At 70.8% G+C, this 13,035-nt stretch carries 11 protein-coding genes; 4 read left to right on the top strand and 7 right to left on the bottom strand.

Annotated elements, in window-relative coordinates:
* The first annotated feature begins 14 nt into the window (after positions 1-14).
* From MRBLWO14_RS13520 to MRBLWO14_RS13510, 3 genes are all read left to right on the top strand, one after another.
* The gene (locus tag MRBLWO14_RS13520) at positions 15-671 is read left to right on the top strand and encodes a DedA family protein (protein ID WP_341933655.1); all 657 of its coding nucleotides are present in this window, start codon (positions 15-17) and stop codon (positions 669-671) included.
* Positions 672-740: 69 nt separating this feature from the next.
* Positions 741-1,850: a histidine kinase gene (locus MRBLWO14_RS13515; RefSeq protein WP_341933654.1), complete on the top strand. Its 1,110-nt coding sequence runs from the start codon at positions 741-743 to the stop codon at positions 1,848-1,850.
* Positions 1,841-2,497, top strand: coding sequence for a response regulator transcription factor (locus tag MRBLWO14_RS13510; RefSeq protein ID WP_341933653.1), 657 nt, complete (start codon positions 1,841-1,843; stop codon positions 2,495-2,497). The genes MRBLWO14_RS13515 and MRBLWO14_RS13510 overlap by 10 nt, the downstream gene beginning before the upstream one ends.
* 61 nt (positions 2,498-2,558) lie before the next feature.
* On the opposite strand, the gene MRBLWO14_RS13505 is transcribed toward MRBLWO14_RS13510, so the two are convergent.
* From MRBLWO14_RS13505 to gabT, 6 genes are all read right to left on the bottom strand, one after another.
* A complete protein-coding gene (locus tag MRBLWO14_RS13505) occupies positions 2,559-3,923 on the bottom strand; it encodes an NAD-dependent succinate-semialdehyde dehydrogenase (protein WP_341933652.1) in 1,365 nt (454 codons plus the stop codon).
* Positions 3,924-3,946: 23 nt separating this feature from the next.
* Positions 3,947-5,413: an NAD-dependent succinate-semialdehyde dehydrogenase gene (locus MRBLWO14_RS13500; RefSeq protein WP_341933651.1), complete on the bottom strand. Its 1,467-nt coding sequence runs from the start codon at positions 5,411-5,413 to the stop codon at positions 3,947-3,949.
* A 56-nt stretch (positions 5,414-5,469) separates the two neighbouring features.
* Positions 5,470-7,014: an APC family permease gene (locus tag MRBLWO14_RS13495; RefSeq protein ID WP_341933650.1), complete on the bottom strand. Its 1,545-nt coding sequence runs from the start codon at positions 7,012-7,014 to the stop codon at positions 5,470-5,472.
* Entirely contained in the window at positions 7,014-7,898 is an 885-nt protein-coding gene (locus MRBLWO14_RS13490) for a universal stress protein (RefSeq protein WP_341933649.1), read from the bottom strand. The genes MRBLWO14_RS13495 and MRBLWO14_RS13490 overlap by 1 nt, the downstream gene beginning before the upstream one ends.
* A complete protein-coding gene (locus MRBLWO14_RS13485; protein WP_341933648.1) occupies positions 7,898-9,280 on the bottom strand; it encodes an NAD(P)/FAD-dependent oxidoreductase in 1,383 nt (460 codons plus the stop codon). The genes MRBLWO14_RS13490 and MRBLWO14_RS13485 overlap by 1 nt, the downstream gene beginning before the upstream one ends.
* A 99-nt stretch (positions 9,281-9,379) precedes the next feature.
* Positions 9,380-10,741: a 4-aminobutyrate--2-oxoglutarate transaminase gene (gene gabT, locus MRBLWO14_RS13480; protein ID WP_341933647.1), complete on the bottom strand. Its 1,362-nt coding sequence runs from the start codon at positions 10,739-10,741 to the stop codon at positions 9,380-9,382.
* A 106-nt stretch (positions 10,742-10,847) separates the two neighbouring features.
* Here gabT and MRBLWO14_RS13475 point away from each other — a divergent pair, with 106 nt between their 5' ends.
* The gene (locus MRBLWO14_RS13475; RefSeq protein WP_341933646.1) at positions 10,848-12,356 is read left to right on the top strand and encodes a PucR family transcriptional regulator ligand-binding domain-containing protein; all 1,509 of its coding nucleotides are present in this window, start codon (positions 10,848-10,850) and stop codon (positions 12,354-12,356) included.
* Positions 12,357-12,387: 31 nt separating this feature from the next.
* Here MRBLWO14_RS13475 and MRBLWO14_RS13470 read toward each other — a convergent pair whose 3' ends face one another.
* On the bottom strand, positions 12,388-13,014 hold the full coding sequence (locus tag MRBLWO14_RS13470) for a TetR/AcrR family transcriptional regulator (protein ID WP_341933645.1): 627 nt from the start codon (positions 13,012-13,014) through the stop codon (positions 12,388-12,390).
* Positions 13,015-13,035: the final 21 nt, after the last annotated feature.

Here is a 13,035-nt window from a genome sequence, read left to right as displayed (position 1 = left end):
GTAGCGTCGATGGCATGGACGCTTCCGAGGGTTTGGGCCTGTTCGCGGACTGGGCGATCGCGCTCATGGAGACGCTCGGCAGCGTCGGCGCCGGCGTCGCCGTGGCGATCGAGAACCTGTTCCCGCCGATCCCCAGCGAGGTGATCCTGCCGCTCGCCGGGTTCACCGCCAGCCAGGGCTCGATCGTGCTGTGGGAGGTGCTGGTCTGGACGACGGTGGGCTCGGTCGTCGGCGCGCTCGCGCTGTACGGCATCGGCGCCTGGCTCGGCCCCGCGCGTCTGCGCCGGATCGTCGACCGGATGCCCCTCATGAAGGTCAGCGACGTCGATCGCGCCGAGGCGTGGTTCGCGAAGCACGGTTCGAAGGCGGTGTTCTTCGGTCGCATGATCCCGATCTTCCGCAGCCTCATCTCGATCCCCGCGGGGATCCAGCGGATGCCGCTGCTGCGCTTCACGCTCCTGACGGCGGCCGGCAGCGCGATCTGGAACACGGTGTTCGTGATGGCGGGGTTCCTGCTCGGCGAGCAGTGGCACCTCATCGAGCAGTACGCCGACGGTCTGCAGCTCGTCGTGGTCGCTGCGGTCATCGCCGCCGTGTCGCTCTTCGTCGTGCTGCGCGTGCGGCAGCGGGTGCAGGGCCCTCCCGCCGCCCCCGTCGAATCGCGCAAATGACGGTTTTCGGCCCCCGAGAGTTGCCAGTCACGCGATTCGAAAGCGCCGCCTGACCGGCACAATGGACTCATGACGTCCCGGCCGATCGTGCGCGATGTGCTGCGGATGCTGGGCGGCACCGCCGCCGGGATCGCGATGCTCCCCGCGACGCTCGTCGCGGTCGTGACGACACCGCGTCGCCCGGCGCCGACGGTGCTCGACGCTCTCGCCGCCCGCCTCGCGTGGGTGGACGGCATCCCCCGTCGCGTCCCGCCGCCTGCGCGCCGCACCCGCGGGCTGCTCGCTCTGTCGGCGCTGCTGCAGCTCGTCGTGCTGTGCATCCTCGTGCTGATGGTCGCGGGAGTCGTGGTCGGCGTCCAGATGCTCGTCGCCGCGGCCACCGGCGGTCCCGTGGCCCTGTTCAGCGCCCGCCCTGGACGCGTGACCTGGGCGACGGTCGGCCTCTTCGTCGTGCCGGGGCTCGTGCTGCTGTTCCTCGCGCTCTCGGGCCTGGGCGGCATCGCGTGGCTCGAACGGCGGGTCTGGGACGCGTTCCAGCGGCCGGGCGCCGGTGAGCTGTCGCAGGAGGTGGTGCGGCTGCACGCCACGCTCGACGAGGTCGTCGATGCGGTCGACGCGGAACGCCGACGGATCGAACGCGACATCCACGACGGCGTGCAGCAGCGAGTCGTGGCGCTGTCGATCCTGCTCGCGCGAGTGGAGCGCTCCGATCCCGCCGAGGGTGCGGCCCTGCTGCGCACCGCGCGTGACGAGACCCAGCACGTCCTCGACGATCTGCGCGACGTGGCCTGGCGGACGTATCCCGAGATGCTGCAGCGGGACGGACTCGCGGTGGCCCTGCGCGCCCTGCGCGACCGCGTGGCCATGCCCGTGCACCTCGATGTCGAGGCGGGGCCGATCGCCGACCGGGCGGCCGAGACCGCAGCCTACTTCGTCGCGAGCGAGGCAGTGACGAACGCGATCAAGCACGCGGATGCCGCATCGATCACGATCCGTGTGCGCAGCGGCGACGGGCTGCTGTCGGTCAGCGTCGAGGACGACGGCGTCGGCGGGGCGGATGCCGCGGGCACCGGGCTCTCGGGGATCGCGTCACGGGTGGCAGCCCGCGACGGGCAGCTGCGTGTGCACAGCCCGGTCGGCGGCCCGACCGTGGTCGAGGCGGTGATCCCGTGCGGATAGCCATCGCCGAGGACTCGACGCTGCTCCGTGAGGGCATCGCTCAGCTTCTCGTCGCCGAGGGGCACGTCGTGACGGCATCCGTCGGCGATGCCGACGCCCTCCTCGCCGCCATCGCTGCGGACGAGCCCGACGTCGTGATCGCCGACGTGCGCATGCCGCCGGAGTTCGTCGACGAGGGCATCCGTGCGGCTCTCCGCATCCGCCGCGACCACCCCGGTGTCGCGGTGCTCGTGCTCTCGCAGCACGTCGAGCGCCGCTATGCGAGCGAGCTGCTGCTCGACGGCCGCGGCGGGGTCGGGTACCTGCTGAAGGACCGTGTGTCCGACATCGCCGGCTTCCTCGACGCGATCGTGCGGATCGCCGACGGCGGGGTCGCGTTCGACCCCGAGGTGATCAGTCGTCTCATCGCCGACCGGTCGGGCCCCGGTCAGCGCATGGGCGAGCTCAGCGAGCGCGAGGCCGCGGTGCTCGAGCTCATCGCGGAGGGCCACAGCAACGCCGGCATCGCCGAGCGGCTGTACATGAGTCAGAGCGGCGTCGAGAAGCACATCAACACGATCTTCACGAAGCTCGGAGTCGCGTCGGGGTCGGCCGTCAACCGCCGCGTGCTCGCGGTGCTCGCCTACCTCGACCTCGCAGACGGATGAGACCTCGCGGACGGTGAGAGAGAGGGGCGGATGCCGCAGCATCCGCCCCTCTCCGTCCGCGTCAGCCGATGCGGATCAGCTTCTTGTTGACGAACTCGTCGGCGGCGAGGTGACCGAGCTCGCGGGCGGTGCCGCTGCGCTTGATGCCGCCGAACGGCAGCTCGGGGCTGTCGGCCAGCACGAGGTTGACGTAGACCATGCCGGCCTCGATGCGGTCGGCGACGCGCTCCGCCTGCTCGGCGTCGGTCGTGAACACGTACGAGCCGAGCCCGAAGGTGGTGTCGTTCGCGAGTGCGATCGCCGCGTCCTCGTCGGCGACGCGGTACACGACCGCCGCCGGGCCGAAGAGCTCCTCGCGGTACACGTTCATCTCGGGCGTGACGTCGGCGAGCACGGTCGGCGCGAAGAACGCCCCGTCGCGCGTGCCGCCGGTCAGCAGCGTCGCACCCTGCTCGACGGCCGTGTCGATCTGCTTCTGCAGGTTCTCGGCCGCGGTCTCGGAGGAGACGGGGCCCAGCACGGTGTCGTCGAGCATGGGGTCGGTCGCCTCGACCGCAGCCATCGCCGCGGTGAACTTCTCGACGAACGCGTCGTACAGGTCGTCGACGATGATGAACCGCTTGGCGCCGTTGCACGCCTGGCCGTTGTTGTCGAGGCGGGCATCGACGCCCGCCTGCACGGTGGCATCCAGGTCGTCGGTCGACAGCACGATGAACGGGTCGGATCCGCCGAGCTCCAGGGCGACCTTCTTCAGGTTGCGACCGGCGATCTCGGCGACGGCGGCACCGGCGCGCTCCGAGCCCGTGAGGGACACGCCCTGCACGCGCGGGTCGGCGATCATCGTCGCGATCTGCTCGTTCGTGGCGAGCACGTTCTGGTACGCGCCCTCCGGGAAGCCCGCGTCGCGGTAGATCTCGGCGATCGCGTTCGACGACTCGGGGCACTGCGGTGCGGGCTTCAGCAGGATCGTGTTGCCGACGATGAGGTTCGGGGCCGCGAAGCGCACGATCTGGTACGCCGGGAAGTTCCACGGCATGATGCCGACGAGCGGTCCGAGCGACGAGCGGCGGATGATCGCCGAGCCGTCTCCGAGGATGTCGATCGGCTGATCGGCCATGATGGCCTCGGCCTGGTCGGCGTAGTACTCGGCGATGTCGGCCGCGAAGTCGACCTCTCCGAGCGCGGCCTCGCGCGGCTTGCCCATCTCGCGCACGAACACGTCGGCGAGCTCCTCGCGGCGCTCGCGGTGCAGCTCCGCCATGCGGCGGATGAGCGCGGCACGCTCGGCCACGGTCGACGAGCGCGACCATTCGCGGTGCGCGGTGTCGGCGGCCGCGACGGCCTCCTCGATCTGCGCATCCGTGAACGTGTCGAAGGACTTCAGCGTCTCCCCGGTGGCGGGGTTGATGACGGCGTAGTCGGTCATGGTTTCGTTCTCCTTCGGCTCGGTCAGGAGACCGGGATCAGGGTGTACTTGGTGGACAGGTACTCGTGGATGCCCTCGAAGCCGCCCTCGCGGCCGACACCCGACTGCTTGACGCCGCCGAAGGGAGCTGCCGCATTCGAGACCACGCCCACGTTGAGACCCATCATGCCGGTCTCGAGGCCGTCGATCATCCGCTGACCGCGCTGCAGGTTCTCGGTGAACACGTACGACACGAGTCCGTACTCGGTGTCGTTGGCGAGGCGCACGGCCTCCTCCTCGGTGGCGAAGGTGGAGATCGCGAGCACCGGGCCGAAGATCTCCTCGCGGAGGATCGCCGATCCGGGCACGACGTCGGTGAGCACGGTGGGCTCGTAGTACGTGCCGACGCCCTTGAGCGCCTTGCCGCCCGCGAGCAGCGTCGCGCCGCGGCCGACGGCGTCGTCGACGAGCTCGCCGGCCTTGGCCACGGCATCCTCGTCGATGAGCGGTCCGATCGCGACGCCCTCTTCCGTGCCGCGGCCGATCTTCATCGCGGAGACGCGCTCGGTGACGCGCTTCGCGAACTCGTCAGCCACGTCCTGGTGCACGATGAACCGGTTGGCGGCCGTGCAGGCCTGACCGATGTTGCGGAACTTCGCGGCGAGGGCCCCGTCGACCGCCTTGTCGAGGTCGGCGTCGTCGAAGACGACGAACGGCGCGTTGCCGCCGAGCTCCATCGAGACGCGCAGCACGCCCTCGGCGGCCTGGGCGATGAGCTTGCGCCCCACCTCGGTCGAGCCGGTGAACGACAGCTTGCGCAGACGGGGGTCGGCGATGATCGGGCCAGAGAGCGCCGAGGACTTCGACGTCTGCACGACGTTGACGACGCCCTTCGGGAGTCCTGCCTTCTCGAGCAGCGAGGTGAAGAAGATGGTCGTGAGCGGCGTGAGAGCCGGCGGCTTGATGACGACGGTGCAGCCGGCGGCGAGGGCGGGGGCGATCTTGCGGGTCGCCATCGCGAACGGGAAGTTCCACGGCGTCACGAAGAACGACGGGCCCACGGGACGCTGCGATACGACCATGTGGCCGGTGCCCTCGGGGTTGATGCCGTAGCGGCCGCTGATGCGCACCGCCTCCTCGCTGAACCAGCGCAGGAACTCACCTCCGTAGACGACCTCGCCGCGGGCCTCGGCGAGAGGCTTGCCCATCTCGAGGGTCATCAGCAGCGCGAGGTCCTCCTTGTGCTCCTGCACGAGGTCGAACGCCGTGCGCAGGATCTCGCTGCGGGCGCGCGGCGCGGTCGCCGCCCACTCGTCCTGCGCGGCCACCGCGGCGTCGAGAGCGCGGATGCCGTCGGCCGGCGTCGCGTCCGCGATCGTGCGGATCACGTCGCCCGTCGAGGGGTCCTTGACGTCGAAGGTCGCGCCGGTCTCTCCGTCGATCCACTCGCCGCCGATGAAGAGGCCGGTGGGGATGCTGTCGAGCAGCGCCTGCTCTGTCTGAGTGCTCATGGGTTCTCTCTCTGTGGGGCGGATGCCGGGGTCTGGGGTCGGCGGCGGATGCGGGGTCAGCGGCGGCGGAGGCTCGGCGGGGCGTCGGCGGTGAGGGTCTCGCCGCGGAAGAACGCCGGGCGCCGGACGGCCTGCCAGATCATCACCGCGATGCCGATGACGATGATGCCGACGCCGAGCACGAACACGAGCCCGACGCCGCCGATGCTCGAGCCGCTGCCGTAGGCGGGGTCCATGGAGTCGATGAGCGTCGTGACGAACAGCACGGCGAGGATCGCTCCGCCGACCAGCGGGAACAGGAACGTGAAGAAGAAGCTGCGCGTCGAGTCGAACCACTGGCGACGGAAGTACCAGACGCACGCGAACGCGGTGAGGCCGTAGTAGAAGCAGATCATCATGCCGAGCGACAGGATCGTGTCGGTGAGCACGTTCTCGCTGACGAGTCGCATCACGGCGTAGAACACCGAGGCGACGACCGCCGACACGATCGTGGAGTAGCCCGGGGTGAAGAACCGCGGGCTGACCTTCGCGAACTTCTTGGGCAGCGCGCCGTAGTGACCCATCGCGAGCAGGGTGCGCGCCGGGCCGACGGCGGTGGACTGCAGCGACGCCGCCGAGCTCGACAGCACCGCCAGCGACACGAGGAACGCGAGCGGCCCGAGGATCGGGTCGGAGAGCGCGAAGAACACGTTCGCGCTGATGTCCTCGTTCGCGAGCCCGAGGTTCCCGTCGCCGACACCCGCGAACATGATGAGGCCGATCGCGAGGAGCAGGTACAGGCTGACCACGACGAACACGGTGACCATGGCCGCCCGACCGGGCGTCTTCGCCGGATCCTTGGTCTCTTCGTTCATGGTGAGCACGACGTCCCAGCCCCAGAAGATGAAGATCGACAGCGAGAGCCCGGCGGCGAAGGCGCTGAACGTGGGCACTTCGAACGGGTTGAACCACGACCACGAGAACGCGGTGGGGTCGGGGGCGTCGCCCGACACGGCCTTCACGATCGCGACGACCGCGAACACGACGAGCACGAGCACCTGGAACCCGACCAGGATGTACTGGAACTTCTGCGTGGTCTGCATGTCGCGGTACGACACGAGCGTCGCCCCGAGCATGAAGAGCAGACAGACGACGACGTTGATGAACGGGTTGAACGCCAGGTCTGCGATGTCGGGGTTGCCCGAGATCTGCGAGATCAGCAGGAACAGGAACTCCACGGCGATGCCGGCGAGGTTCGACAGCACGATGACGGTGGCGGCGATCAGGCCCCACCCCGTCATCCATCCGATCCACGGGCCGAAGGCGCGCACGCCCCACGTGAACGAGGTGCCGGAGTCGGGCATCTCGCGGTTGAGCTCGCGGTATCCGAACGCCGTGAGGAGCATCGGGATGAAGCCGACGAGGATGATCGCCGGGACCTGCGTGCCGACGACCGCGACGGTCGGACCCAACGAGGCGGTGAGCGTGTAGGCGGGCGCGATGGTCGAGACGCCGATGACCACGGCGCCGATCACGCCGACGGTGCCGACGCTGAGACCCTTCTGAGAGATGCCGGTCGTCACACCGGATGCGGGCTCCGTCGCCCGGTTCGAGCTGCTCATCAGCGGACTCCTGCTTCGGTGCGCGTACGCGGGACGACGATCATGGGGACGGGCAGCTCGTGCAGCATCTTCGCCGCGGTCGAGCCGAGGAAGAGCCGGCGAGGCTGCGCGAGACGGCTCGATCCGACGAGGATCACCTCGCCGGGAAGCCAGGACAGGTGGGCGACCGCGTCCTCGACGGTGTCGCCGGGGGCCTCCTCGACCGTGGCGTCGAGCGTGTCGGGCAGCAGCGTCGACGCGACCGCGAGCACTTCGCGGGAGTGCTCGTCGCCCGCGATGCGGATCGACCCCGTGTCGAGACCGGGAGGCACGTCGAAGGGGACGAGCGACACGAGCCTCAGACCGACGTGCGCATCGGCGGCGACTGTCGCCGCCTCGTCGAGGAGGTTCTCCGCGCCGGGACGGGTGCCGACCGCGACCGTCACCCGGGGCAGGACGTGGTCGTCCTCGGTCGAGGTGCCGGCGGGAGCCAGCGCGACGGGGATGGTCGAGGAGTGCAGCAGCTCCGACGCGACGCTGCCGAGACGGTGGCGCCCGAACAGGCTGCCGTTCGCGGCGCCGACGACGATGAGCCGCGCCCCGAACTCCTCGCCGGCGGCGATCAGCCCCTCGGCGAACGACTCCCCGAACCGCACGTGCCCGGTGCGGACGAGCTCCTGCGGCAGACCGGTGACCGCTTCCTCGAGCCACTGCGTGGCCTGACGACGCAGGTGGTCCTCATACGCCCGCTCGGGCGCGACGGCGGCGTTGCGCGTGCCCTCCGAGGGCAGCACGATGACGAGGCGCAGAACGGCGCCGAGGCTGCGAGCCAGTCGGGCGCCCAGCGCGGCGGCGTCCGCTCCGGCATCCGTCGCCGTGTACCCGACGACGATCGAGCCGCTCATCAGCCGACCTCGGCCGTCTCGCCCGCATCCCTCGTCGACTCGACGATGTTCGACGCGACGAGATGACCCATGCGGATCGCCCCGTCGACGTGCTGGAAGCCCGCTCCGGCCATGTCGCTGCAGGCGAAGTGGATCGGCCCCACCGGCGTGCGCAGGTCGGCGCCGTACCGGTGCAGGCCGCCCATGTCGAAGCTCGCGGCGTAGGCGCCGCGGGTCCACTCCTCCGTGCCCCAGTCGCTCTCGTAGTAGACGACCGGATTCTTGGCCTCGGGCCCGTAGTAGTGCGACAGCGACTCGAGGATGCGCTCCCTGCGCTCGTCGTCGCTCAACGCGAACAGGTCGTCGGCGTTCTGGTCGCTGACGAATCCCACGAGGGTGCCCCGCTCGTCGCCGTGGTTCGTGTTGTCGTAGGCCTCGTGCGAGAGCTCGTACGGACTGAACGCGGTGCCGCTGAGGCCCTGCTCGCGCCAGAACGGGGTCTCGTAGACCGCGTGCACCTTGATGACGAAGCCCATCGAGAGGTGCTGGTGCAGCTGGTGCTGGCGACGCGGCAGCGGAGGCACGAACGAGATCCGGTCGTACAGCACGGGTGCGTGCGCGAGGATCGCGAACCGGGCGCGGGCCGTGAGCTCATCGGTCGTGGCGGTGACCCCGTCGGCACCCCACTCCAGCGTGCGCACGGGCTGGCCGAGCAGCACGTCGTCGCCGAGACGCTCGGCGAGCAGGATCGGCACCTGCTGCAGCCCGCCGACCACGCGCTTGTCGAGGATGAAGTCGGCGTCGACGAGGTTCGAGTACGAGCCGGCGGACGCCGCCATGAGCAGCGACTGCAGCAGCGAGAACGTGTGCGTCGGCTTCGTGAGCATCGCCGAGCCGGTGGCGAAAGCGAGGTTGCGCACCGCTTCGTCGTCGTCGGTCTGCTGGCGCAGCCAGGCATCCCAGGTGACGCTGTCCCACTCCGCGGCCTGCGGGTGCTCCCACGGGCGATCGGGGTCGATCTGCGCCACCATCTCGTCGAGGCGGGCGGTGATCTCGGCGATGACCTTCTCGGTCTCGGCCGAGACGGGGAACATCTCCCCGGTGAACCGGTGCACCTCGCCGTCGGGGCCGACGTACACGCTGTCGCCGTCGCGGTAGCGGCTGTACGTCTCGAGCCCGAGCTCCTCGATCGTGTCCTTGAGCGCGTCCTGGTCGGGCGAGACCCACTGGCCGCCGAGCTCGAGCATGGCGCCGTCGATGACGTCGGTCCACAGCCGACCGCCGACGCGGTCGCGGGCCTCCAGCACGGCGACCGACAGGCCGGCCTTGCGCAGGTCGTTCGCCGCGGTGAGCCCTGCGGCTCCGGCTCCGACGATCAGCACGTCACGGGTGATCTCAGCCATCTGCTTCTCCTTCGTGGGAAAGGTTGCCGGCCGCGACTCGAAATCCCCCGATACGAGTCGCGGCCGGACGTGTGTGCCGACCGCCTCAGCGGCCGTGGTTCAGGCCGACGCGAGCGCCTCGGCGATGACGTCGAGACCCTCGTCGAGCAGGTCGTCGCCGATCGACAGCGGCGGCAGGAAGCGGATGACATTGCCGTACGTCCCGCAGGTCAGCACGATCACGCCCTTCGCGATCGCGGCCTTGGCGACGGCGGCCGTGAGCGCGGCGTCCGGGGCCTTGGTCTCGGGATCGACGAACTCGGCCGCGATCATCGCACCGTGTCCGCGGATGTCTCCGATGCGGGGGTCGCCCTGCTGCAGGGTCGTGAGGCGGCGCGTGAGGATCTCGCCGATCTCCCTGGCGCGCTCGATGACGCCGTCGTTCTCGAACACGTCGATCGCGGCGAGCGCGGCGGCGCACGCGATCGGGTTGCCGCCGTACGTGCCGCCGAGGCCGCCGGTGTGCGAGGCGTCCATGATCTCGGCGCGGCCGGTGACGGCGGCGAGGGGCAGACCGCCGGCGATGCCCTTGGCGGTGGTGATCAGGTCGGGCTCGATGCCGAAGATCTCGCTCGCGAACATGTGGCCGGTGCGGGCGAAGCCCGTCTGCACCTCGTCGGCGATGAAGACGACGCCGTTCGCGCGGCACCAGTCGAGGATGGCCGGCAGGAAGCCCTCGGCCGGCACGATGAAGCCGCCCTCGCCCTGGATGGGCTCGATGATGACGGCCGCGAGGTTGTCGGCGCCGACCTGCTTCTCGAGCTGCAGGATGACGCGGGCTGCGGCCTCCGCACCGTCGAGGCCGTCGCGGAACGGGTACGACATGGGTGCGCGGTAGACCTCGGGCGCGAACGGGCCGAACCCGCTCTTGTACGGCATCGACTTGGCCGTGAGCGCCATGGTGAGGTTGGTGCGGCCGTGGTAGCCGTGATCGAACGCGACGACGGCCTGGCGGCCGGTGTGCTTGCGGGCGATCTTGATCGCGTTCTCGACGGCCTCGGCGCCGGAGTTGAACAGGGCGCTCTTCTTGGCGAAGTCCCCGGGCGTGAGGCGGTTGAGCGCCTCGGCGACCTCGATGTACGACTCGTACGGCGAGATCATGAAGCAGGTGTGCGTGAACTGGGCGGCCTGGGCGGCGACGGCGGCGGCCACCTTGGGGTGCGCGTTGCCGACCGTCGTCACGGCGATGCCGGATCCGAGGTCGATGAGGGAGTTGCCGTCGGCGTCGACGACGACGCCTCCGCCTGCGGCGACCGCCGCGACCGGCACGGTGTGCCCGACGCCGGCGGGCACGGCCTCGGCCTTGCGGGCGAGGATCTCGGCCGAGCGGGGCCCGGGGAGCTCAGTGACCAGTCGACGCTCCTGGGGGAGGTCGGGTCCGCCGAGGGGAACGGTCGCGGTGTCGGTGTCGAGGAGAGCCATGTCGCGAGCGTACGACCGCGACAGACGTGCCTGCATTCGCCGGACTGTACAATCTGACGAAGGGATTCGCCGCACCGTACATCCCTGTCGACGGGGAGGGAGCCGGATGGAGATCGCCGACGAACCCACGCTGCAGGCGCTGCTCCGCCGTCGCGATCTGGGGCTGCGGCTCGTGTCCGAGCCGCAGGAGCTCCCCGCGGAGGCGCTGGAGAGTCCGCTGCGCTGGGTGCACAGCTCCGACCTCGCCGACCCGACGCCGTTCCTCGCAGAAGACCTCGCCCTGCTGACCACGGGCGTCCAGTTCGACGCCGACACCGGGTTCGGCGTGTACGTCGACCGGCTCGCCGACCGCGGCGTGCGCGGACTCGGCTTCGGCACGGAGGTGCATCGAGCCGGTATCCCCGACGAGCTCGTCGTCGCCTGCGCACGCCGAGGGATGCCGCTCTTCGAGGTCCCCTACCGCACGCCGTTCATCGCGGTGGCGCGCGCGCACTCCGAGGCCATCGCCGCGCAGGCGTACGCGCGGCGGTCGTGGGCGCTCGACACGCAGCGCGCCCTCGCCCTCGCCGCTTTGCGTCCTCGGGGGCTCGACGCCACCCTCGCCGAGCTCGGTCGGCGCCTCGGAGTCTGGGTCGGGATGTACGACGCCTCGGGGGCGCTGCAGTCCTCGCATCCCCGCGACGAGGTCCCGAGCGCGGCGCGGGATGTGCTCGGGCAGCACGTCGCCGAGGTGCTGACCCGCGGACTCGAGGCGGGGCAGTCGCTCACCGCCGGCGACCGCTCGTTCATGCTGTTCACGGTCGGCCGCGGCGGCCGCCTCCGCGGCGTCATCGCGCTCGGCATCGACGGGCTCGACCCCGAGGCGCGCACGGTCGTGACCTCGGTCATCGCGATGGCGGGACTCGCGCTCGAGCAGAGCGAGCAGCTCGCACGGAGCCGACGCCGCCTGCACTCGCAGCTGCTGTCGTCGTTGCAGGGCGACGACCCCGCGCTCGCTCGTCGGGTGCTCGGCTCGCTGCCGCCCGCCCCGATCGTCGTCGCCGTCGCGGCCGATGCCCCGGCCGGTCCGTTGACCGACTGGTGGGATCGACGCCGGACGGACGAGGGCACGGCCTCCTTCGTCGCCGAGTCCGACGACGGCGTCACGCTGTGCGTGTCGGCCGTCGACGAGGGGCTGCTCGACGAAGTGGCCGAGCGCTTCGGCATCCGCATCGGGGCTTCGGGATCGGAGTCGTACGACTCCTTCTCGCGTGCGCACGCGCAGGCCGTCGCGGCGCTGCACCAGCAGTCGGATGCCGGGGTCCACCGCTACGCCGACACGGTGGGCTCCAGCATCCTCAGCGCGCTCGCGACCGATGAGGCGCGTCTGCTCGCGGAATCCCGCCTCGCTCCCCTCCGCGACAGCGACCTCCGCTCGGCAGGCGAACTGGAGCGGACGCTGCGGGTGTGGCTCGAGCACGATGCGAAGGCGGAACCGGCCGCCGCGGCGCTCGGCGTGCACCGGCACACCCTGCGGTCGCGCATCGCCCAGGCCGGGACGCTGCTGGGCGCCGACCTCTCGTCCTTCCCCGCACGCGCCGAGCTGTGGGCGCTGCTGCAGACGGCGCGCGACTGAGACGGCTCCACCGCGTCAGGGCGTGGATCGGTCAGCCGTCCGCGTCGGGCGCCGGATGCAGGTACCGCCCCACGAACTCCTCGAACAGGGGCACCATGTCGACGGAGTCGTCGAGCAGCCACTGCAGCTGGATGCCGTCCATCACCGCGCTGATCAGCCTCGCCGCCTGGGCCGGGTCGATGTCGGCGCGCACCTCTCCGGCATCCTGACCCCGGCGGAGGATCTCCTCGGCTTCGGCGGCCCGGTCGCGGTAGCGCGCGGCGAAGTCGGCGTGCGACGGATGATCAGGGTCCGTCGCCTCGGCCGACACGATCGCATACAGCGAGGTGAGGCCGCGAGAGGTCTGGTTGTAGGCGACGACGCGCGTCGCCTGTTCGAGCAGGGTGTGCTCGGCCGGGTCTCCCGCGGCCGCACGCACCTTCTCGTCGCGCTGGTGCAACACCTCCGCGAACAGCTCCTCCTTGTCGGCGAAGTGGTGCAGCAGCCCCGCCGGCGTGACGCCGACCCGCTTCGCGATCTCCCGCAGGGATCCGCCGTGGAATCCCGTGCGGGAGAACACCGCGAGCGCTTCGTCGACGATCGCCTGCCGGCGGGCCTGGCCGGCCGCGTAGGGGCCGCGGCGACCGCGTCCCGCGACCGGCTGCTGATCCGTGCTCACTGCCCGCTCCCGTCCTCCGAC

The sequence above is a fragment of the Microbacterium sp. LWO14-1.2 genome, from assembly GCF_038397715.1.
Taxonomy (GTDB): domain Bacteria; phylum Actinomycetota; class Actinomycetes; order Actinomycetales; family Microbacteriaceae; genus Microbacterium.
The sequence above is the reverse complement of the archived record's forward strand: the minus strand, read 5'-3'. Positions and strand labels throughout refer to the sequence as shown.

Excerpts from the sequence above, each read along its gene's own strand:
- MRBLWO14_RS13515 (WP_341933654.1), top strand. The coding sequence starts at position 741 with ATGACGTCCCGGCCGATCGTGCGCGATGTGCTGCGGATGCTGGGCGGC.
- MRBLWO14_RS13475 (WP_341933646.1), top strand. The coding sequence starts at position 10,848 with ATGGAGATCGCCGACGAACCCACGCTGCAGGCGCTGCTCCGCCGTCGC.
- MRBLWO14_RS13505 (WP_341933652.1), bottom strand. The coding sequence starts at position 3,923 with ATGACCGACTACGCCGTCATCAACCCCGCCACCGGGGAGACGCTGAAG.
- MRBLWO14_RS13500 (WP_341933651.1), bottom strand. The coding sequence starts at position 5,413 with ATGAGCACTCAGACAGAGCAGGCGCTGCTCGACAGCATCCCCACCGGC.
- MRBLWO14_RS13520 (WP_341933655.1), top strand. The coding sequence starts at position 15 with ATGGACGCTTCCGAGGGTTTGGGCCTGTTCGCGGACTGGGCGATCGCG.
- MRBLWO14_RS13485 (WP_341933648.1), bottom strand. The coding sequence starts at position 9,280 with ATGGCTGAGATCACCCGTGACGTGCTGATCGTCGGAGCCGGAGCCGCA.
- MRBLWO14_RS13495 (WP_341933650.1), bottom strand. The coding sequence starts at position 7,014 with ATGAGCAGCTCGAACCGGGCGACGGAGCCCGCATCCGGTGTGACGACC.
- gabT (WP_341933647.1), bottom strand. The coding sequence starts at position 10,741 with ATGGCTCTCCTCGACACCGACACCGCGACCGTTCCCCTCGGCGGACCC.
- MRBLWO14_RS13490 (WP_341933649.1), bottom strand. The coding sequence starts at position 7,898 with ATGAGCGGCTCGATCGTCGTCGGGTACACGGCGACGGATGCCGGAGCG.